Below are 21,438 nucleotides of genomic sequence, written 5' to 3'. Positions count from 1 at the left end.
TTTCACTGATGACGAATGTACGTAATGACTGGACACGTCAAGAAATTGAGGCTTTGTATAACCAGCCTTTTTTAGATTTAGTTTTTGAAGCACAACGCATTCATCGTGAACATTTTGATCCGAATACGATTCAAGTCAGCACTTTGCTTTCTATCAAAACAGGTAAGTGTCCTGAAGATTGTAAATATTGCTCTCAATCGGCACGTTACGATTCTAAGCTAGAAGCTGAAAAACGTATTGCAGTCGATAAAGTCATTCAAGAAGCCAAAGAAGCTTTAGCCGCTGGCTCTTCACGTTTTTGCATGGGCGCAGCATGGCGAAACCCGCATGAACGCGATATGCCGTATGTACTGGAAATGGTCAGTGAAGTTAAAGCCTTAGGTTTAGAAACCTGTATGACTTTAGGCATGCTAAACCAATCGCAAGCTGAACGTTTAAATTCAGCAGGTTTAGACTACTACAATCATAATCTTGACACCTCTCGTGAATACTACGCCAATATTATTACGACGCGAACTTTTGATGATCGTTTAAATACCTTAGATTTCGTTCGCCAAGCGGGCATGAAAGTCTGTAGCGGTGGTATTGTCGGTTTGGGTGAAAGCCAGCAAGATCGTGTTGGGCTCTTACATGAATTGGCCACATTGGCCATTCATCCAGAATCTGTTCCGATTAATATGTTGGTTCCGATTGAAGGTACGCCTTTGGCAGAAGTTGAAAAATTAGAAGTGACAGAATGGATTCGTACTATTGCAGTGGCGCGTATTATTATGCCGAAAAGTTATATTCGTCTTTCTGCTGGTCGTGAATCTTTGTCTGATTCTGATCAGGCACTCGCATTTATGGCAGGTGCAAATTCTCTCTTTTCAGGCGAAAAGCTATTAACGACACCAAATGCAGGTGAAGGCAGAGATAAACAGTTATTTGATAAATTAGGTTTAATTGCTGAAAAAGCAAAACCCAATGTGAAACAATTATCAGTCGATGCTATGGCAAGCTAACTTATTGTTCTGTGTCATCTATCAAAAAGCCCACTTCGGGCTTTTTTTATTAGAACATTATTCAGCAAAGTTATGCGCCGTGAGCAAAATGCCATAGCTGGCATTGAGATAATCCCCTACTCGGATAATATCTGTTCCATTTGCATGCTGCACCGCTAACTCTTGAGTAAGAGCATTGTAAATAAACGAATCAAAAGTATCTTGATGATGGCATAGCCAAGATAAAGTATCAGTTAAATGTTCATCGACAATATAAGTTAGCGATTTAAAATTTTTGCTCATATATAGAAATTCACAGTTATTTTTTCTAAACAAATTTTAGATATAAACGAAAAGCAAATGTAATGATTTTGATTAAATTTTCATATTATTTTTATACCATTTTTTTGATTAATATTCAGTTTTCACAAAAAGAATAAAAGCCTTTCAAACTAAATAATGAAACACGAAATTTAATTTAGCACAGCCTAAAAATAAAAAAGTGAGCTTTACGCCCACTAATAATGATCAATAATATCAGCTAAAGTGACTTATTTATGCCACACTTTCTACATTCCTTATGCTCACCTATTTCTTGCATATACTCATACTCGTAGACATGCAAACAAAATAATTTCATAAGCAATTGAAGCATTTCCAAAACTCCTTATTGGATTGTTTTCAAATTTAAAATTTAAAAAAGACATTTCATCCTGAAACATTAATATAGTTAAAAATAACTCACTTCTATTTATTAGCATATTTTCCAAATAACTCAAGTAAATTTACAATAATTTTTCAAGCAAATTTATGGAAAAATTAAATGACTTAAACACCAAAATCTTATTAGTATGAAATACTTAATTCTATTTACATAAAATTAGACATTAAAAAACCACTTAGGATTAGTACACCTAAGTGGTTGTTTTATCTGGTGGGCCCAGACAGACTTGAACTGTCGACCAACGGATTATGAGTCCGCTGCTCTAACCAACTGAGCTATAGGCCCTTTTATGCTATCAAACCCACTATTATCAATAGTTTGTTTGCGAACCAATACTATCTAACATTTCATTCTTGAGCAAGCATTTTTTACATGTAGACTTAAGCTAGACGCAAGAAATTATTGTGCTATATTTTGAAGTATTGCAATGGTTAGCGATTCTAGCGATGTCATCATCAAGAGTAAAGCTCACGGAGACATTTATTGATCAACTCGAAATGACACCCGCCATTTTTCGAGATAGCGAGCTGATTGGTTTTGCAATTCGAGTAAATTTGACCTGTAAAACTTATATTGTTGAAAAAAAAGTATCAGGCAAAACGGTTCGCTCTACCATCGGTTTACACGGTAATTTAACCTCTATACAAGCGCGAAATATTGCTCAAAGCAAACTGAGTGAAATGAGGCAAGGTATTCATCCCAATACAATAAAACGTACTGCTACTTTAAATGAAAATGTAAAAAACGATTTACCTAAAAATAAACCTACACTTGAACAAGCCTTTCAAAACTATCTAAGTCATAAAAAATTAAAACAACGAACCCTTCATGATTATAGGATAGTCATTGATCGATATCTTCAGGATTGGAAATCTTACAAAATTGATGCGATTTCACCTCGCATGATTCAAGCAAAGCACACCCACCTTTCTTTACAAAGTGAATCTCAGGCCAATATGGCAATGCGTGTTTTCCGCGCAATTTATAATTATTCAATTGAACATTATTTAGATAAAAATGATCAACCCATTCTTAACACTCTTAATCCAGTCACAATCCTAAATAGAAAAAACTCATGGAATAAAATTCGTCTTCGCAAAAATCACCTTAATCAAGATCAGATATCAGCATGGACTAAAGCAGTGTTTGAATATCAAGATCGCGGACAAAAAAATCATACCAATCGAGACTTTTTACTGACTCTCGTGCTGACTGGTTTTAGACGTGAAGAATGTGAATCTTTGTCTTGGTCTAACATCGACTTAAAAAATGGGTGGATTCACTTAAGAGATTCAAACAGTCGAAAAACTCATTCTTTACCGATGGGAGATTTCTTATTTTCCTTGATGAGAAAAAGACGAGCTCATATTACGTGTAAATGGGTATTTCCATCGGTTAAATCTAAAACAGGCCACATCAGTAATATTTCAAAAGTATGTCAAAAAATTAGTGCGTTATCTGGAATTGAGTTTAACTTTCAAGATTTAAGACGCACATTTAGCATTATTGCTGAAACATTAGATAATGACCCACATACAATGAATAATTTACTCAATCATCAAAGCGACGATGATCAAAACATAAACTCAGATCATCTCAAAATCAGTGAGCAAAATTTACGTGAAATCCTGAACAGGATTGAGAATATAGTGTTAGGCGAATATAAAATTAAAGAAATGTAATAAATAATCCAACTCTGATTCTGTATTAAAGTAAGAATCTCCAAGAAAAAAATATTGGATAAAAATCAATAAATTATTTAATTAAAAAATATTTAAAATATTAAAAATGCATTTAAACTATGAGCAAACTAAAACATAGAATTAGAGTTGATTTGTTGAAATGAACATATTTATCAAAATGATTTTTATAAGCATGACTTTATCATTTAGGCCTAAAAAGCATTTTTAAAGAGATGTTAAAATTAATTATGTTGAGTCAATTTATAGAGAGCAAAATCTATTCCATTCACTGTGTAATTTTGTTAGCTCTTCGCCTGCTAATTTTTCAACTGTATAGACATAAAAAGTATGCGCTGAATCATGAATAATATTGCGATAGTATTTTTCGGCACCCACCCGCACTTCTTCCAATTCCTGCTGTTGAAGTTCTAATCCTTCGGTAAAAATATATTGATTATTCTGATTCCTATTGGCTATCCATATACTCATATAAACATCCTGAATTCATTGGGCTAAATAAAAATATACCTCATCTTGATCTTTGTTCAATCAACTTAACTTTGGGTTATTGTTATATTTTTGAGTCATTATGTTCTCAGACTAGTCTAATGCTTAAAAATTTCACTCATCAAAAAATCTAAAGTTTTTATAATATTTATAACTCTACAAATCTCGATTTTAGCAAATATTTTAAAAGCCCAATTTGAAATTGGGCTTCTTCTTCACTGTTCGATTTCTATAGGGTCACCATCTTCAGGGCGAATATGGCGTTTACCATCCTCTGCGGGATCGATACTTGATCCATCTTTAGTAATAGGGTTATACATTTCATCCTCTTTCTTATCGTCGAGAAATTCTTCATCTTCGAAATCCTGAGGCTCATCATCATCTTCAAAATCTAAAGGCTTTTCTTCATCTATCATGGCGATCCATCACTTATTTAACCGAGAAAAGACCATCCTCAAACATTTGATGGTTTGATTCAATAGCGAACGATCATCATTCGTGTAACGTTGTATTTTAGAATAACGTTTATGTTCTAGTTGTGTGAAATATTATAAATAAGTGATCTAGTAAACTCAGCAATTTTTAATCATGTATTTACTTAAAGGGTCTCATTTGCCGTTTACGTCTAATCAGACCTAAAATTTATTTACGTTGTCTAATTTGATCTTCGGTATAAGGTAAGTGTTTACAGAGCTCATTCAAATTCAATGCACTATTTTCGATCAAGTAAATATCTTGTTCGATGGTCCATTCTGAGGTTGGAGCGACTAATTTTCTTTGCGACTGTTTCATAACCTATGATAGTGCATAAAACAATAAAAATTCATTTGTCATCATGTAATTGGAACAATTTTAGCAGTCTTAATAGAGTTAATGCGACTTTTCATAATAGCGAGCATTGTTAAATTTCAGCTTTAATTCAAATATTAATATAAAACTAAGGGATTGAAAAATTATTATTTACTCTCATTTTTTAATTATCAATGGACATGTTAAAAAGTTAAGTTCCCACTTATTTTTGAATATTTTTATCATTTTTAGGTATTGATTATTCATTGTTAAAAATTATTTTTTTATAAAAACTGATGATGGATTGATGAAATGTACCATTTAAATAGCTTAATCACTCATCTGTATCTAAAAGCAATCAATACCACTTCATTTTAACTATACTTTTAAAGTCTTAATATTTCATGATTAAAAGATACCACTCATTATTTTGACAAGAAAAATAAAAGTATCGATATTTAATAAAGCTGAATTTTTGATTTTTTGAGTGAACTAAACTTACGTTGCTTGCGATATTCTAGAGTAATTTCGATTAAAGACCACAGCACAATCAGTACAAACAAAATCAATGCCAGTAAAAAAGTAGAGAAATACGTCATTATTTTCATCCCTGATAAAATACACCTAAAGTCGAACATGCTGCTGATATACGTTCGATCTTAGACAAAAGTCTAATAGGTTATCTTTAATCTGGATAGGCATTTTTGATCATAATTCATAGTTATTTTAGATCGAATCAGTGTTTTTAAAGATGCATCAGCGTTTATTTATACTTTAAACCAATAAAAACTTTTTTTTTGTGGCAATATTTATTGATCAGTTTGAACAAAGCTGCTCTTGACTCCTCTTAAGAACAAGCAGAAATTACCACTCTTTAAAATTGTATTGTAATTTTCTATGCTAAAAAAAATGATAGGCGAATCAGCATTCAAACTTGCCGGATGGAATTACCATGTAGAGCCAAACCTACTTGAAGATAAGCAGGTGATTGTTGGTTTTGAACATACCTCCATGATGGATGCAATACTTTCACTGGCGCTTTTTCAAATACTCGATATGAAAATTCATACACTGATCAAAAAAGAGTTGTTCAAAGGTCCAATGAAACCCATCTTGGACGCGATTGGAGGTATTGCTGTTGATCGTAAAGCCAATACAGATATTGTGTCGCTGATGGTTGAATATTTTCAAAAAAATGAAAAATTCAACCTCGTGATCGCTCCAGAAGCAACACGCGCCAAAACAGGTGAAACGCGTCGCCCTATTCGTACTGGTTTTTGGCATATTGCCAAAGCAGCTAACGTTCCCATTATTTTGATGTATGCCAACTCAAAAACAAAACAAGGTGGAATTTTAGGCAAAATTTATCCCACTGAAATCAATCATGATTTGGCTTTACTAAAACAAATGTACAAAGATAAAGTTGGTTTGGATATTGTTATTCCAGAATCTCTCAACTAAACGCTATTTGTTCAAAAACCTAAAAGCCAGCTCTTCCTAATAAAAAAGGGCTTATGGTAGAATTTATCACATTCGATTCGGCATAAAGCCAATCTAAAAGGAGCATATTTCGCATGGCGGGTCATTCCAAGTGGGCTAATATTAAGCATCGCAAAGCAAGACAAGATGCTAGTCGTGGTAAAGTTTTTACCAAATACATTCGTGAATTAACCACAGCTGCAAAACTCGGTGGCCCAGATGCAGGCAGTAACCCTCGTCTACGTGCTGTTGTTGAAAAAGCCTTATCGGTAAACATGACGCGTGATGTGATTAACCGTGCCATTCAACGTGGTGCTGGTGGTGAAGATAACGACGATTTAAAAGAAGTAACCTACGAAGGTTATGGCGTGGGTGGTGTTGCAGTTATTATTGAAACCATGACGGATAATTTAAACCGTACCGTACCTGATGTACGCCACTGTTTTTCGAAAACAGATGGCAACTTAGGCACCAATGGTTCAGTCGCATTCCTATTCACGAAACGCGGTGAAATTACTTTTGAAGATGTCTCTTTAGAAGATAAAATCATGGATGTTGCTTTGGAAGCGGGCGCAGAAGATATCGAAGTTTCAGAAAATGAAATTTTGGTTATTACCACCCCAGAAACATTTGGTGAGGTGCAGGATGCTTTAACTGCTGCTGGCCTTAAATCTGATAATGCTGAAGTGGTGATGAACCCATCAACCAAAGCCGAAATTACAGACATCGATCAAGCGAAAAAAATCATGAAAATGATTGATATGTTTGAAGACTTAGATGATGTTCAAAATGTCTATACCAACGTTGAATTTTCAGATGAAGTTCTCGCGCAACTAGATGAATAAATCAACGCTATGATCATCAAACTTCCTTGAATAGGATTGATATTTTCTCACTGAAAAGTTGCTTGAAATAAAGGAATTTACACCAAGTTTTTGGCACGGATGCCACTTTAGTTATGCTTTGAACCTGTTTTAAAATCATCTTTTAAATGGGTTCAAAAACTTTATCTAGCGGATAAAACTCTTACGCATTCAGAATAGAATATTTACTGGTGTTTTTCATCTTCTTCTTGATTAAAACGAAAGAGCTATAAAACATATTTAAGCGCCCTCTGCCAATTCAATTTTAAACTCTATTCAGTAAACCACTACAGTTAAGCACATTATATTCTTTAATTACAAAACTAGAATGTAGCGCAACCACATGTTCAATTTTACCGATCCGCTTTAAGAGGATGTCACTATAATTTTCCATATCTTTAGCCACGACTTCAACAATAAAATCGGCGGATTGTCCTGTGACTAAAAAAGCATTAATGACTTCTGGAATATTTTCGAGTTCTTCTAAAAATTGAGCGAAAGTGTCGGTATCATGTTTATTTAAAGAAACCTGCAATAGAACATGTAGACTAAAACCTAACTTAGCATAATTAATGTCCCGCTTTAAATGGGTCATAATCTTGGCTTCAATTAAATGTTTGATGCGTCGATGTACAGAACTGACCGATAGATTAATACGTTCAGAAAGTTCATTTAAATTTACATCTTCCTGATTTAATATTTCAACGATCTGTTTATCAAAACGATCCAGTTCCATTACAAACTCCCTATCAAATACATTCATGAATTGATCAAAATTTAGTTTTTTACGTCCACATCTGAATAAAAAACTCATCTTCACATTCAAAATTATTTTTCTATATTATACTTTTTTTATATTTTTCTTTTAATAAAACAGCAATTCAGGAAATTTAATTCGAAAATTAACAGAATAAAGAAAAATTCATAAAATAATGGTTTTATTAGAGCACACAGTAAGCTTTAACTTTTAAATTCCTCGCCAATCTACACGAGCGTTACGTTCTGTTTGGTAAACTCTGAGCACATATTGTCCGATCGGTAATTGAGTTAAGCGTTCTTTATAATCTTTAAATTCTTTGGATAAAGTTTCTGTATGCTCTTTTTCCCACGGTGTACCCGCAATATCAAGCAATGGTGCAAGCATCGAACAGACTGAAATATCGGCCAAACCTAGACGCTCTCCCACAAAATAACGTCCATGATTGTCAATTAAACGCTGATTTAACTGTTCCACAATCGTATCGATCTGTTGTTTAGATTCCGCTACTTTTTCGACATCCAACTGATAACTTTTTGACAGTAAGGCTTTCATAAAAGGCTTGGAGTATTTTTCAAATTGACGTAAATAACCTTTTTCACCGATCATAATATCTAAAGATTCCTCACCTTCAATCAAACTATGTGCCAACCCCCATCGGCGAACGTGTAAGCCCAATTCAGATGCCTGCGCATTAATATCTAAAGCTAAATCACGTTCTGCACTATTTGGACGCAGCAAGGAATGTTCTGGATATATTTCATCTAGATACAAGGCAATGCCTGTTGAATCCGCCACCCAACAATGCTGATCGCGTAAAATCGGTAAGCGATTTTGTCCAGTTTTTAATTGTGCAAATGCACGATGTACACCAGGAATGAGATTGTGCGCCACAAAATCTAACTCTTTATAATCGAGCAACCAGCGCGCTTTTTCACAAAAATGAGATAAAGGAAACTGGTATAAAGTCCGCATAAAATCTCCGCAGTTCTTTTTGTCATTCGGGTATCAATTGAACCCCGACTATAGTGGGTACTTTAGTCACCCTATTTCAGAAATACAATACACTTTTATTCTAAAAAGGGTTTACCACGTGTTATCTCAAATTTGATTTCAACTTAATGAATGATCTAAACCAGAATCTAAATCAGAAATCTGAATAAGAAAACAAAATCATCAAGTTGTATTATTCAAAATATCCTGATCATCCAGATAAAGCTGGCAATGAAACTGTATATTTTATAATGATCAAGCAAAGATTCATCATTTTCCAACACTGATAATGTAGATCACTCCTCACGTGAATTTATCAACTGCTTTGTTAAACCATTACCAATGAAAATTTAAAGCCTAATCGACTTAGGGCATTTTCAAGAAACATCAGAGCCATGACCTGACTTTGTAGTGGCTTTCATGTAAAATCAGCCACAATTTTTAAATTATACGTTGTGAGTCATTTCATGGGTTTTAATTGCGGTATTGTCGGCTTGCCGAACGTAGGTAAATCTACACTTTTCAATGCGTTGACCAAAGCTGCGATTGCTGCAGAAAACTTTCCGTTCTGTACCATTGAACCGAACACAGGGATTGTACCTGTGCCTGATCCACGTTTAGACAAACTGACTGCTATTGTAAAACCACAACGCGTAATTCCAACCACAATGGAATTTGTAGATATCGCAGGATTGGTGGCAGGCGCATCTAAAGGTGAAGGTTTGGGTAACCAATTTTTGGCTAATATTCGTGAAACAGATGCAATTGCGCATGTGGTACGTTGTTTTGAAGATGAAAACGTCATTCACGTTAATGGTAAAATTGATCCTCTAGATGACATTGCGACCATTAATACTGAACTTGCCCTTGCCGATCTTGAAACTGTGGCTAAAGCCATTACACGTTTAACAAAATCTGCAAAAAGTGGCGATAAAGAAGCAATCGCAACCAAAGCTGTTTTAGAAAAAATTCAACCTGTACTTGACGAAGGCAAACCTGCCCGTGCAACAGATTTAGATGATGATGAACGTAAACTGGTTCGTGGTTTTGGTTTAATGACTTTAAAACCAACCATGTATATTGCCAATGTGGCCGAGGACGGTTTTGAAAACAATCCACATTTAGATGCAGTTAAGAAGTTAGCGGCTGAAGAAAATGCGATTGTGGTTCCGTTATGCAACCAAATTGAAGCTGAAATTTCGTTGTTAGAAGATGAAGATCGTGCTGAATTTCTAGAAGCAATGGACATGGAAGAACCAGGTCTAAATGTCGTGATTCGTGCAGGTTATTCACTTTTAGGTCTTCAAACTTACTTTACTGCTGGCGTACAAGAAGTACGCGCATGGACAGTGAAAGTCGGTGCAACTGCACCTCAAGCAGCGGGTGTGATTCATACTGACTTTGAAAAAGGCTTTATTCGTGCAGAATGTGTTGCTTATGACGACTTCGTACAATACAACGGCGAATCTGGTGCAAAAGAAGCAGGAAAATGGCGTTTAGAAGGCAAAACTTACATCGTACAAGACGGTGATGTTTTACACTTCCGTTTTAATGTTTAAGTCTTAATATTCAAAAGCCCTGAAATATTCGGGGCTTTTTTATACCAAGATGATTTTTGCTTAATGTAAACTTGCCCTAATCTGTTTACTTTCCATGTCCGCCCTCACTATGCGCGCCTGCGCTAAAATTCTTTCTTCTAAGTTTTTACGAAATCCAAGCATAAAGATCATTTCTGCCAAGACAAATAAAGGGCCAATGGCCAAACCAATAATATCATCCGTAAATGCAGGTTTTTTCTTTTCATAGAAATGCCCCACAAATTGAAATAGCCATCCCACCACAAAAATACCGATACTTAAACTTAACCAAAGCATCCAATCCAGATGTGCAATTTTTAATGCGAGCGGATACATTGCCAATAAAATAACCAACATAATGAAAGCGAAAATACGATCTAAACTCAAATAATAAATACTGGTGACGACAATAAGCCCCAAAGCAAGTGTCAGTTCGATCCCTACCCCGATGAATCCCACTCGTGCTGTTAAACATAAAATAGAAAAAACAATGAGAGGAATACCAATAAAATGCGTCAAAATATTTTTATGATTTAAATGATAAGCTGCATATTGGCTGAGCAACCGTTCTAATTTTGTCATATCCTTTGTCCTTGCTAGACTGATATTCTCACTATATAAAAAACTAAAAAGCAAAGTTGTCTTTTAGCCGACAAAGTTCATGTTTAAAACGATTAATAAAAAGGAATCACAATGCTTGAACCTGAATATATCCAGCATTTGGAATCCAATACTTGGTTTTCTCAATTACCGACTCTATTTAAAACCTTTATTGTTCATCATGCAGTTCAGCAAACTTATCAGAAACAACAAACGATCTTTCATTCAGGGGATTCATTTGATGGACTCTATGCGGTTTTAGCAGGTGTAGTTCGCTTAGGCTATATTGATATTGAAGGCAATGAATCAGTGGCTGCCATTGTTGAACCGATTATGTGGTTTGGGGAAATATCATTGGTAGATTACCAACCTCGTTCGCACGATGCTACCTGTCTTGAAAAAAGTTTAATTTTACATATTCCAAGTGCCGCTATTCAGCAATTACTGATAGAACAACCCATTTTCTGGTATCACATTGCACAATTGACCACGCAAAAATTACGCTTTGCTTTTCTGGAACTAATTTCAATTCAAACTCAAAACATGACTCAACGTTTAGCCCAGCGTTTAATGTTTATTTTAAACGGCTATGGTAATCATTTGATAATTGAAAAAAATATGATTCATTTGTCTCAAGAACAGTTGGCACAAATGCTCACCTGTTCCAGACAAACGGTGAATCAAGAATTACAACGTTTAGAAAAGCAAAATATTTTACGCTTATCGTTTCGTAAAATTGAAATTTTAGATATCACAGCATTAGAGCGAATTGCTCATGACTTTCCCAAACATGATTAACTTATCGAGTCATCAGATGTATTCACCTCACGATATCTTTAACATTTTTATGCTTTCAAAACTGAAGGTGAAAACCATAAAAAATGATATTTTAGACTTATTTTAAACGATTTAAATCCCTTTCTTTTTCGGGTCAGTATTACCTAATTCTGGATGGTCGATTGCACCCTTGCACTGTTGTTTATCCCGTTCGTAATCTGATTGCTTTTGAGCCAGCGATGAACCCTGCTCAAGTGTTTCTCGTGCCCATATTTCTAAACTGGTTAATGCTTTACGACACAAAGCATATTTTCCTTCAGTCACAGAATCTGTCATTTTGACATTAATACGCCAATCTGTACTGAGTTTACGTGCAGGTTGGCGTACCTGCACATCCAATACATCCAATTGCTTGCTGTACACCAAGCCGTCAACCTGATTCATCAATGTCCAAGCTGCATTGGCATAAGTGGTTGCATCGTTGGTTAATTTCGGTGCAGCCTTAATTTCAACTTTCGGCTTGGCTTGTTCAGATGACTGGCCACATGCTTGCAAGAGCAAACCACTCAAGAGGACTGAAATCACCACCATTACATGGGATCTTAACGTAAACATATCAGCAAGCTCGACAAACATTTCGGCACTATGCTAGTGAATTCAGGTAGAATACTCAATCATCATTTTGCCTTTCCGTGTTTAATCTGCCTTAGGTGTGTCGTGTCTGAGCACAAAGTTCTTTTTGTAAAACCTGCTGGCTTTTGGCAAGGTGCTAAAGATAGTCAAGCCATTATCTTTACTTATCTTCCTGTTTCTTTTGCATTTGGTGTGTCTGCTACACAGTTTGGCTTCACTCCATGGGAAGCACTATTTTTGTCTTGCTCGATGTACGCAGGCGCCAGTCAATTTTTGGTGGTTGCGTTACTCGGCAGCGGTACATCTATCTGGATGACGGCTCTTACAGTCATTGCATTAGATATTCGTCATTTACTCTATGGCCCAGCACTACAAAACTTAATCCAAGAGAAATTAAACTTAAAAAAAACTGCAATCTGGGCTTGGGGTTTAACTGATGAAGTTTTTGCTTCAGGAATGATTCAATTATCGCAGCGTCGACAACAATGGTCTGAATCATGGATGCTGGGCTTAAGTCTCTTTAGTTGGCTGTCTTGGGCATTCGGTTCACTTTTAGGTGGATTATTTGCCGACCAAGTCAGTGCCATGCCACAATTTTTACAAGCTGCACTGGATTTCTTATTACCCGCTTTATTCTTGAGTTTTTTATTGGCTGCTTTTGAAAAAAAATATACCTTTGTCGTCGCTATCTGTTTAATTGTTTCAGCGATCGCCTGTTATTTTATTAATTTATCGGCTGCAATTTTCATTGGTATTTTGTCGGGTATTTTGGCAGGTTTGTTTAAACATTATATTTTAAAACAATACGACCATGATATTGGAGAGTCTCATGAATCTTGAAATTATTCTGATCGGATTAATTGTAGGAGTCGCCAATTTCATTTCTCGTTTTGGACCCTTCTACGTCATTCAAAAACATCAACAAAGCTCGCAAAAACGTGGTTCACTTTGGATCAAAATTGCATTAAGCAGTATTGGTATTGCAGCGATTAGTTCCATGTTGGTGGTTGCTACATTGCCGCCTTTAATGGAAACACCCAATAAAAGTTTTGCCATGCTGATGGGTTTTATCACTTTAGCAGGACTATATTTTAAATTTAAAAAAATTGTCCCTGCCACTTTAATCGCTGCGGTCAGCTATGGTGTAATTTATACCTATCTGCCTTTCCCTTTTTAAAGAAGAAACTGATCAATATGTTTTTTAATGAATCAATACTCCCTATTTCTTTATTCTGAATTCGTCCATTCATGCGATATGTAGGACTGTCTTTATTCATAATTTAAAGCTTGATAAACATCCGCACCCAAATCAAAACTTAATATTTATAACCTATATACTACTCAGCAAGCATATAAGAAGCCATGCGCTAAGCGACTGAACGCCAAATTCTAAAAATAACACGCGACAATGACCAATCTAAAAAATGTGTTATTTATCCTAAAATCGCTGAGTGAATCAAAATAATTGATTTTAGGAAATCAAATTTAAATCCAGACTAAATTTATCAATACATTTGTTAGACAATATGATTATTTTCTTTCAATCAAGACTTAACACTGAAGTCAGTTCTGCTATGCTAAAAGCTCAATTCAGCAAGGATGATGTATATGAGCGTGATTATTGGTACTCCCCTTCAATCTTCAGCTTTTAAAGTTTTACTTTTAGGCTCTGGAGAGTTAGGTAAAGAAGTCGTGATTTCTTTACAACGCCTTGGAGTCGAAGTCCATGCTGCCGATCGTTATGATGGTGCGCCAGCCATGCAAGTTGCACATTTTTCTTATACCTTGAATATGGCAAATGCCGAAGAACTCAAACAACTCATCCAACAGGTTAAACCTCATTTAATTATTCCAGAAATTGAAGCGATTGCGACTGAAGTTTTAGTTGAAGTAGAACGACAAAATATTGCAACGGTCATTCCCTCAGCCAAAGCAGTGAATCTGACCATGAACCGTGAAGGTATTCGCCGTTTAGCCGCAGAAGAACTCGGGCTTCCAACTTCAGCGTACCGTTTTGCAGACTCACTCGACTCTTTCCGTGCAGCCTGTGACGACATTGGTTATCCCAACTTTGTCAAACCCGTGATGTCATCTTCAGGTAAAGGGCAATCCCGCGTCAAAAATTTTGATGAAGTCGATGCTGCTTGGGAATATGCACAAACAGGCGGTCGTGTGAATCAGGGTACTGTGATTGTCGAAGCCCAAATTGACTTTGATTTTGAAATTACCTTATTAACGGTTCGCGCAAAAAATGCTGAAACAGGTGAGATTGAAACTCAATATTGTGACCCGATTGGGCATCGTCAAGATGCTGGAGATTATGTCGAAAGCTGGCAACCTCAAGCGATGACAGCTGCGGCATTAGAAGAATCTAAACGTATCGCGCATAAAGTCACAACAGCTCTAGGCGGCTGCGGAATTTTTGGCGTCGAATTATTTATCAAAGGTGATAAAGTCTGGTTTAGCGAAGTCTCACCACGTCCGCACGATACTGGACTAGTGACACTTGCATCACAATTCCAAAGTGAATTTGAACTACATGCACGTGCTATTTTAGGTTTACCCGTTAATACAACACGCCATAGCATGGCTGCCAGTGCGGTCATTTATGCAGGTGTCGATGATCTTAATTTATCATTTTCTGGCTTAAATCTTGCATTAGTACATCCAGATACAGATTTACGCCTCTTTGGGAAACCCGAAGGATTTAAACGTCGTCGTATGGGCGTTGCCACTGCACGTGCTGAAACAACAGATCAAGCACGCGAACTGGCTCAACAGACTGCAGCGCAAATCAGTATTCACCAAAACTAAACTTGTGACTTTATTTATGGATTTCTGTTCATGATCAATACCTCTCCGCTGTTGCATTACGTTAAGAGTAACCACGATATTCAAGCCATTAATCAATGGCGAACTGACGTTGAAAAGCAACTTCAAGAGGGTTTTGAAAATGGACAGAGCATTCGTGAAGTTATTTTAACGCGCTCCAACCTGATTGATGAAGCATTACAGTTCTTATGGAAACATGCAGAACTGGATCAGACCGATTTGGGTTTATTTGCCGTGGGTGGTTATGGCCGTCGGGAAATGTTGCCCTATTCTGATGTCGATATTATGATTTTATCGCAAGATGAAATCACCTCTGATCAAGAAAAATTAATTTCGATTTTTATCTCTTCACTTTGGGATGTCGGTAATTTTAAACCTGCCATTAGCGTTCGTACAATTTCTGATTGTGTAGAACAGGCCACCAATGATTTGACCGTTGCGACTGCATTGATTGAATCACGCTTGATTATTGGCAATATACATTTGACCAAATGGCCACGTCGTATTGTGTCGCAAACGTGGACAGACAAAACTTTTTTTGATGCAAAAATGGATGAGCAGGCCAAGCGCTATGCGGCACACAATTATACTGAAAGTAATTTAGAACCCGATATTAAAAATGCACCAGGTGGGATACGCGATATTAATCAAATTGGCTGGATTGCGAAGCGCCATTTTCGCGTCAATCGCATTTATGATTTGGTGCATTTGGGCTTTATTTCAGAATTTGAACTGGGTGTATTAGAAGAAGCTGAAAGTTTTTTATGGGAAATCCGCCATCATTTACACCGCTTAACCAAGCGCGATGAAAACCGTTTATTGTTCGATTATCAACGTGATATTGCGACGCTGTTTGGTTATAGCCGAACAGAGCATCAATCGCCGAATTATCCGATTGAACAATTCATGAAACGTTATTATCGTAGCGCACAGCAAGTGTCAACGTTAAATGAAATGCTACTGGCCTATTTTAATGAATCTGTCATTACGCCACGTTTACCGCATTATGAACGTAAGATTGAAGAAATTAATGAAAATTTCAAACTGGTCGATGGCAAACTTGCCGTACAACATCATAAAATATTTTCAGAACGTCCAAGTGCCATCTTAGAATTATTTTATATCTTGGCAAACCGTCCTGATATTGAAGGTATTCGCGCACGTACCTTACGACTTCTCACCCTTGCAGCAAAACGAATCGATCAAAACTATCGTAACAACCCTGAACATCAAGCTTTGTTCATGGCAATTATTCGTTCACCGCATCGTCTGTATGACACCTTAGTTGCTATGAAACGCTATAGTGTTTTAGGCAACTATATTCCAGCATTTGGACAAATTATGGGATTGATGCAATATGATTTGTTCCATATTTATACTGTCGATGCGCACACATTATTATTACTTCGTAATTTAAATCGCTTTAAAGCGCGTGAATTTGCTAAAGATTTCCCTGTGGTAAGTTCTGTTTTTCAACGTCTTGCACGACGTGATATTGTTTATTTAGCCGCCTTATTTCACGACATTGCTAAAGGTCGTGGTGGTGATCATAGTGAATTGGGTGCAGAAGATGCGATTAAATTCTGTCGCACCCATGGCTTTACTGAACGTGAATGCAAACTTGTTGCATGGTTAATTCAAAACCACTTGCTTATGTCTATGACTGCGCAGAAAAAAGATATTTCAGATCCAGATGTGGTACAAGCTTTTGCAGAAAAACTGGGAGATATGGAGCATCTGGATTATTTATATACCTTAACTGTCGCCGACATTAATGCGACCAATCCAAAGCTTTGGAATTCGTGGCGTGCGTCACTCATGCGTCAACTCTATACCCATGCCCGTGACGTCATTCGTTCAGGTTTAGGTCGTCCTGTAGATTATCAAATGTTAATTGAAGACACTAAATTTGCAGCCAGTGAGCTGCTGGTGAATGATTTTTCTTTATATGATGTTGAAACAGTTTGGCAAGAACTGGGTGATGAATACTTCATTAAAGAATCCGCTGATGAAATCGCATGGCATACCCGTGCTATTTTACAACATGGCAATAATCCCGAACCTTTAGTTCTTATGCGTGCTCACAGACAATTTGCGCAAGATGCTGTTCAACTCTTTATTTATACACAAGATCAGCCAAATTTGTTTGCCACCACAGTTGCCGTTTTTGATCGTATGAATTTGGACGTTCAAGATGCACGTATTATTACCGCCACCACTGCATTTAGTTTAGATACTTATGTTGTGCTAGATCGATTTGGTACTTTACTCACTGACCCTGACCGCGCAAAAACAGTGATTGAAGCTTTAGTGAAAGCGTTGAGCCAATCTGATAAATATCCAAATTTAATGCAACGTCGTATTCCTCGTCAATTACGCCATTTTGATATTGAAAATACCGTCGATATTACTTTAAATGCTGCATTGCAACAAAATATGGTGGAAATTGCGACCCTAGATCATCCGGGTTTACTTGCCAAAATTGGGGGTTTATTTATGATGCAAGGTTTAGATATTCATTCAGCCAGAATTGCCACTTTAGGGGAGCGTGCTGAAGATATTTTCTTTGTCACTAAAAAAGACAATATTCCCATGTCGAATTCAGAAGCCAAAACTTTTGCTGCACAATTAAAATCAGCATTGGATGAAGCATCTAACCAAGTTTCTGGTCAACATTAATTTAGATTAAGCGGTATCGATTTCATGAATTCAAGTTTGTCATTATTGCATCCCTATCCTTTTGAAAAGCTCAATACACTTTTTCAGGATATTCAACCTGCAAATTTACCCCTCATTCCATTATCCATTGGTGAACCTAAACATCCTGCACCTGAGTTTGTAAAGCAAGCAATTATTGACAACTTTCACCATTTATCGACTTATCCAAATAGCAAAGGTCTACCTGAATTACGCCAAAGTATTGCAGATTGGCTTACACGTCGTTTCAAGCTCAATAGTATCAATGCTGAAACCCATATTCTTCCCGTTTCAGGAACACGTGAAGGAATTTTTTCTTTTGTTCAAGCCTTGGTCAATCGTGAAGATGCACCTTATGTGGTAATGCCTAATCCGTTCTATCAAATCTATGAAGGTGCAGCACTTTTAGCGGGTGCTCAACCCTACTTTATTAACTGCACGGAAGAAAACCATTACCTTGGTGATTTTGATTCAGTGCCTGCTGAAGTCTGGGAAAAAACAGCATTACTCTTTGTGTGTACACCTGGCAATCCTACTGGCGCTGTATTATCAGCAGAACAATTTAAAAAATTAATTGCGCTGTCTGATCAATATAATTTTGTGATTGCATCGGATGAATGTTATTCCGAACTTTGGTTTGATGAAGCACCCATAGGTTTATTAGAAGTTTGTGCTGAAATGGGCCGTGATGACTATAAAAACTGTGTCGTATTTCATTCACTCTCCAAACGCTCAAACTTGCCCGGCATGCGTTCAGGTTTTATTGCAGGTGATGCTGCATTGCTTAAACCTTATTTACAATATCGGACTTATCATGGTGCAGCGCTGTCGGTTCAACATCAACTGGCTTCGATTGCAGCTTGGAATGATGAAACCCATGTGGAAGAAAACCGTCAACAATATCGTGCAAAATTCGAACTTTTCCAAACAGAACTTGGTCATTTACTACCACTAAAAAAACCAGATGCAGGTTTTTATTATTGGTTAAAAGTGGACAATGATGAAAAATTTGCTCGTCTTTTAATGGAAAAAGCACACATTAAAGTACTGCCTGGGCGTTATCTATCTCGTGAAACAGAGCACGGCAATCCAGGTGAAAATCATGTTCGTTTGGCTTTGGTGGCAGATCTTGAACAATGTAAAGAAGTCGTAAAACGACTAAAAGCTATTCTGTAAATATCGACAAGTATTAAAAATCAGGGCGATGTTTAAATCGCCCTGATTTTTTTATCCATAAAAATTTATTTCGCTAGTGCAGCTTGTATGTCATTTTCTAAAGTTTCAGGTTTGGTCGTAGGTGCATAACGATTTAAAATCGTGCCATCTTTACCTATCAAAAATTTGGTAAAATTCCACTTAATCCCGTTGCCTAAAATTCCTTTACTGTTATTAGTCAAATAACGAAATAAAATATGTGCTTCTGGCCCTTTCACATCTACTTTGGCAAACATAGGGAAATGAACACCATAATTTTTTTGACAGAAATCGCCTATTTGTTCATTTGTACCTGGGTCTTGTCCGCCAAACTGATTACATGGAAAACCCAAAATCTCTAAACCTTGATCCTTGTATTTTTCATATAGTTTTTCAAGCCCCGCAAATTGTGGTGTAAACCCACACTTACTGGCGGTGTTTACAATTAATAAAACTTTACCCTTATAATCGGCAAATGATTTATTTTTTCCATCTAGCAACTCAGCTTCAAACTGATAAATGTTGGTCATGGATAAGTTTCCTCGTCATTTTTTTCTTGTGATTTTAATTCTAATGAAGCGGAATTCACGCAGTAGCGTAAGCCCGTAGGTTGTGGACCATCTTCAAAAACGTGGCCTAAATGTGCATCGCAATGATGACAAATAATTTCCGTTCTGACCATACCATGACTGGCATCTTGATTCTCTTCAATTGCAGCGTTATTGATCGGTTTGTAAAAACTTGGCCAACCACTACCACTATCATATTTAGTTTCGGACGAGAATAATTCTGCGCCGCAACATCGGCATAAATACGTCCCCGCTTGCTTAGTATTCCAGTACTTTCCTGTAAAGGCAGCTTCGGTTCCATGTTGTCGCGTAATGCGAAATTCGTCTGGTGATAACTCTCTTTGCCATTCTCGGTCTGTTTTATTGAGTTTTCCCATCACTAACTCCTTTAAATCTTTGACGTTCAGTGTCATGCTTCAGTACTTCATATTTACGCTAGAGCAAATAAAATATCTAGCTAAATTTCAAAATAGATTGTGATATTTCAGTAATCTATATTTTCTTAACTTCTAATATAATTGGATGGAAATATGTCCGTTTCAGGTAACACTACGCCACGCGAAATTAAAAAATCGTCTAAGCTCGAGCATGTATGCTACGACATTCGTGGACCTGTGTTACGAGCGGCCAATGAAATGGAAGAAGCCGGTCATAAAATTATTAAGTTGAATATCGGCAATCCCGCCCCATTCGGTTTTGAAGCACCACAAGAAATTATCAATGATGTGGCATTAAATCTGCCAAATGCGGTTGGCTATACCGATTCAAAAGGTATTTTCCCTGCGCGTAAAGCCATTTGCCAGTATTACCAGCAAAAAGGTATCCGTGATATGCATGTCAATGATGTGTATATCGGAAATGGCGTGTCTGAGCTGATTGTGATGGCCATGCAAGGCTTATTAGATGATGGCGATGAAATGCTCGTGCCGATGCCAGATTATCCACTCTGGACAGCTGCGGTGAATCTATCCGGTGGCACTGCAATTCACTATAAATGCGATGAAGAAAACTATTGGTATCCTGATATTGCCGATATGGAAAGCAAAATTACGCCAAACACGCGCGGTATTGTGATTATTAACCCAAACAATCCAACCGGTGCAGTTTATCCGCGACATGTGCTTGAACAAATTGTTGCACTGGCAAAAAAATATGATCTGATTTTATTTGCAGATGAAATCTATGACAAAGTGATTTATGACGGAATTGAACATGTAGCGGTGGCCGCGCTTGCTGGCGATCAATTGTGTATTTCCTTCAATGGTTTATCTAAAGCCTATCGTATTGCAGGTTTCCGTTCAGGTTGGATGGCCATTACTGGCGATAAATCTCGTGCGATGGACTATATTGAAGGCTTAGATATGCTGGCTTCAATGCGTTTATGCGCCAATCATCAAGCACAATATGCTATTCAAACGGCATTAGGCGGCTATCAATCTATCAATGATTTGATTCGTCCAGGCGGTCGACTGTATGAACAACGCAATATTGCATGGGAAATGCTCAGTGAAATTCCAGGGGTAACCTGTGTAAAACCTGAAGGCGCAATGTATTGTTTCCCTCGTCTTGACCCAGAAATTTATCCTATTCAAGATGATGAAAAACTCATGCTCGATCTTTTACGTGCTGAAAAAGTCTTATTGGTGCAAGGAACAGGCTTTAACTGGCCTACCCCAGACCATTTCCGTGTCGTATTTTTACCTGCAGAAAATGAACTTCGTGAAGCACTCACACGTTTAAGTCGTTTCCTCGCAAAAATGCGTTAATTCTGTTTTTGAAATAGGA

The 21,438-nt window shown here is 36.9% G+C and carries 23 protein-coding genes and 1 tRNA gene; 12 read left to right on the top strand and 12 right to left on the bottom strand.

Annotation, left to right across the window (positions count from 1 at the left end):
- The first annotated feature begins 8 nt into the window (after positions 1–8).
- Entirely contained in the window at positions 9–1,001 is a 993-nt protein-coding gene (gene bioB, locus GA0116959_RS02350) for a biotin synthase BioB (RefSeq protein WP_053580049.1), read from the top strand.
- A 57-nt stretch (positions 1,002–1,058) separates the two neighbouring features.
- On the opposite strand, the gene GA0116959_RS02345 is transcribed toward bioB, so the two are convergent.
- On the bottom strand, positions 1,059–1,283 hold the full coding sequence (locus GA0116959_RS02345; protein WP_053580048.1) for a hypothetical protein: 225 nt from the start codon (positions 1,281–1,283) through the stop codon (positions 1,059–1,061).
- A 629-nt stretch (positions 1,284–1,912) separates the two neighbouring features.
- Positions 1,913–1,989, bottom strand: a tRNA-Ile gene (locus tag GA0116959_RS02340).
- Between the two features lie 119 nt (positions 1,990–2,108).
- Here GA0116959_RS02340 and GA0116959_RS02335 point away from each other — a divergent pair.
- Entirely contained in the window at positions 2,109–3,386 is a 1,278-nt protein-coding gene (locus GA0116959_RS02335) for an integrase family protein (RefSeq protein ID WP_244878552.1), read from the top strand.
- A gap of 261 nt (positions 3,387–3,647) precedes the next feature.
- Here the strand turns inward: GA0116959_RS02335 and GA0116959_RS02330 are convergent, their stop codons facing one another.
- The 4 genes from GA0116959_RS02330 to GA0116959_RS14235 all read right to left on the bottom strand — a co-directional run bounded on the left by GA0116959_RS02330 (position 3,648) and on the right by GA0116959_RS14235 (position 5,281).
- Positions 3,648–3,875, bottom strand: a complete 228-nt coding sequence (locus tag GA0116959_RS02330) for a hypothetical protein (RefSeq protein WP_092717968.1) — start codon at positions 3,873–3,875, stop codon at positions 3,648–3,650.
- A gap of 233 nt (positions 3,876–4,108) precedes the next feature.
- A complete protein-coding gene (locus GA0116959_RS02325; protein WP_053580045.1) occupies positions 4,109–4,309 on the bottom strand; it encodes a hypothetical protein in 201 nt (66 codons plus the stop codon).
- A 226-nt stretch (positions 4,310–4,535) separates the two neighbouring features.
- The gene (locus GA0116959_RS14165) at positions 4,536–4,685 is read right to left on the bottom strand and encodes an acyl-CoA thioesterase (RefSeq protein ID WP_141684222.1); all 150 of its coding nucleotides are present in this window, start codon (positions 4,683–4,685) and stop codon (positions 4,536–4,538) included.
- 455 nt (positions 4,686–5,140) lie between these two features.
- Positions 5,141–5,281 (bottom strand): hypothetical protein, encoded by a 141-nt coding sequence (locus tag GA0116959_RS14235; protein ID WP_171250331.1) that lies wholly within the window; start codon positions 5,279–5,281, stop codon positions 5,141–5,143.
- Positions 5,282–5,579: 298 nt separating this feature from the next.
- On the opposite strand from GA0116959_RS14235, the gene GA0116959_RS02320 reads away from it, so the two are divergent.
- Both GA0116959_RS02320 and GA0116959_RS02315 read left to right on the top strand, forming a co-directional pair.
- On the top strand, positions 5,580–6,143 hold the full coding sequence (locus GA0116959_RS02320; RefSeq protein WP_092717965.1) for a 1-acyl-sn-glycerol-3-phosphate acyltransferase: 564 nt from the start codon (positions 5,580–5,582) through the stop codon (positions 6,141–6,143).
- A 113-nt stretch (positions 6,144–6,256) separates the two neighbouring features.
- The gene (locus GA0116959_RS02315; protein ID WP_092717962.1) at positions 6,257–7,006 is read left to right on the top strand and encodes a YebC/PmpR family DNA-binding transcriptional regulator; all 750 of its coding nucleotides are present in this window, start codon (positions 6,257–6,259) and stop codon (positions 7,004–7,006) included.
- Positions 7,007–7,289: 283 nt separating this feature from the next.
- On the opposite strand, the gene GA0116959_RS02310 is transcribed toward GA0116959_RS02315, so the two are convergent.
- The gene (locus tag GA0116959_RS02310) at positions 7,290–7,760 is read right to left on the bottom strand and encodes an Lrp/AsnC family transcriptional regulator (protein ID WP_053580041.1); all 471 of its coding nucleotides are present in this window, start codon (positions 7,758–7,760) and stop codon (positions 7,290–7,292) included.
- A 231-nt stretch (positions 7,761–7,991) separates the two neighbouring features.
- The gene (locus GA0116959_RS02305; RefSeq protein ID WP_092717960.1) at positions 7,992–8,756 is read right to left on the bottom strand and encodes a glutathione S-transferase family protein; all 765 of its coding nucleotides are present in this window, start codon (positions 8,754–8,756) and stop codon (positions 7,992–7,994) included.
- A 485-nt stretch (positions 8,757–9,241) separates the two neighbouring features.
- On the opposite strand from GA0116959_RS02305, the gene ychF reads away from it, so the two are divergent.
- Positions 9,242–10,333, top strand: coding sequence for a redox-regulated ATPase YchF (gene ychF, locus GA0116959_RS02300; protein WP_092717957.1), 1,092 nt, complete (start codon positions 9,242–9,244; stop codon positions 10,331–10,333).
- Positions 10,334–10,393: 60 nt separating this feature from the next.
- On the opposite strand, the gene GA0116959_RS02295 is transcribed toward ychF, so the two are convergent.
- Positions 10,394–10,933 carry an Mpo1 family 2-hydroxy fatty acid dioxygenase gene (locus tag GA0116959_RS02295; protein ID WP_092717955.1) on the bottom strand — a complete coding sequence of 180 codons (540 nt, stop codon included), beginning with the start codon at positions 10,931–10,933 and terminating at the stop codon, positions 10,394–10,396.
- A gap of 111 nt (positions 10,934–11,044) precedes the next feature.
- Between GA0116959_RS02295 and GA0116959_RS02290 the strand changes: the two genes are divergently transcribed.
- Positions 11,045–11,749 carry a Crp/Fnr family transcriptional regulator gene (locus GA0116959_RS02290; protein ID WP_092717952.1) on the top strand — a complete coding sequence of 235 codons (705 nt, stop codon included), beginning with the start codon at positions 11,045–11,047 and terminating at the stop codon, positions 11,747–11,749.
- 111 nt (positions 11,750–11,860) lie between these two features.
- Here GA0116959_RS02290 and GA0116959_RS02285 read toward each other — a convergent pair whose 3' ends face one another.
- Positions 11,861–12,343 carry a hypothetical protein gene (locus GA0116959_RS02285; protein ID WP_092718082.1) on the bottom strand — a complete coding sequence of 161 codons (483 nt, stop codon included), beginning with the start codon at positions 12,341–12,343 and terminating at the stop codon, positions 11,861–11,863.
- A 102-nt stretch (positions 12,344–12,445) separates the two neighbouring features.
- On the opposite strand from GA0116959_RS02285, the gene GA0116959_RS02280 reads away from it, so the two are divergent.
- The 5 genes from GA0116959_RS02280 to dapC all read left to right on the top strand — a co-directional run bounded on the left by GA0116959_RS02280 (position 12,446) and on the right by dapC (position 19,066).
- Positions 12,446–13,201 carry an AzlC family ABC transporter permease gene (locus tag GA0116959_RS02280; protein WP_092717949.1) on the top strand — a complete coding sequence of 252 codons (756 nt, stop codon included), beginning with the start codon at positions 12,446–12,448 and terminating at the stop codon, positions 13,199–13,201.
- Positions 13,191–13,538 (top strand): L-valine transporter subunit YgaH, encoded by a 348-nt coding sequence (gene ygaH, locus GA0116959_RS02275; protein ID WP_092717946.1) that lies wholly within the window; start codon positions 13,191–13,193, stop codon positions 13,536–13,538. Before GA0116959_RS02280 ends, ygaH begins: the two co-directional genes overlap by 11 nt.
- Positions 13,539–13,960: 422 nt before the next feature.
- Positions 13,961–15,175 (top strand): formate-dependent phosphoribosylglycinamide formyltransferase, encoded by a 1,215-nt coding sequence (gene purT / locus GA0116959_RS02270; protein WP_171256846.1) that lies wholly within the window; start codon positions 13,961–13,963, stop codon positions 15,173–15,175.
- Between the two features lie 30 nt (positions 15,176–15,205).
- On the top strand, positions 15,206–17,872 hold the full coding sequence (glnD, locus tag GA0116959_RS02265) for a [protein-PII] uridylyltransferase (protein ID WP_092717940.1): 2,667 nt from the start codon (positions 15,206–15,208) through the stop codon (positions 17,870–17,872).
- A gap of 24 nt (positions 17,873–17,896) precedes the next feature.
- Complete coding sequence (dapC, locus tag GA0116959_RS02260; protein ID WP_092717936.1) at positions 17,897–19,066, top strand: succinyldiaminopimelate transaminase; 1,170 nt, start codon at positions 17,897–17,899, stop codon at positions 19,064–19,066.
- Between the two features lie 65 nt (positions 19,067–19,131).
- On the opposite strand, the gene GA0116959_RS02255 is transcribed toward dapC, so the two are convergent.
- Together GA0116959_RS02255 and msrB are read right to left on the bottom strand one after the other, a co-directional pair.
- Positions 19,132–19,614 (bottom strand): glutathione peroxidase, encoded by a 483-nt coding sequence (locus GA0116959_RS02255; protein ID WP_092717933.1) that lies wholly within the window; start codon positions 19,612–19,614, stop codon positions 19,132–19,134.
- A complete protein-coding gene (gene msrB, locus GA0116959_RS02250; RefSeq protein ID WP_053580030.1) occupies positions 19,611–20,030 on the bottom strand; it encodes a peptide-methionine (R)-S-oxide reductase MsrB in 420 nt (139 codons plus the stop codon). The genes GA0116959_RS02255 and msrB overlap by 4 nt, the downstream gene beginning before the upstream one ends.
- Positions 20,031–20,183: 153 nt before the next feature.
- On the opposite strand from msrB, the gene GA0116959_RS02245 reads away from it, so the two are divergent.
- The gene (locus tag GA0116959_RS02245) at positions 20,184–21,419 is read left to right on the top strand and encodes a pyridoxal phosphate-dependent aminotransferase (RefSeq protein ID WP_053580029.1); all 1,236 of its coding nucleotides are present in this window, start codon (positions 20,184–20,186) and stop codon (positions 21,417–21,419) included.
- Positions 21,420–21,438 lie beyond the last annotated feature (19 nt).

It is taken from the genome of Acinetobacter albensis (genome assembly GCF_900095025.1).
GTDB classification, from domain to species: Bacteria; Pseudomonadota; Gammaproteobacteria; order Pseudomonadales; family Moraxellaceae; genus Acinetobacter; species Acinetobacter albensis.
This window is presented reverse-complemented; position numbering and strand designations above follow the sequence as displayed.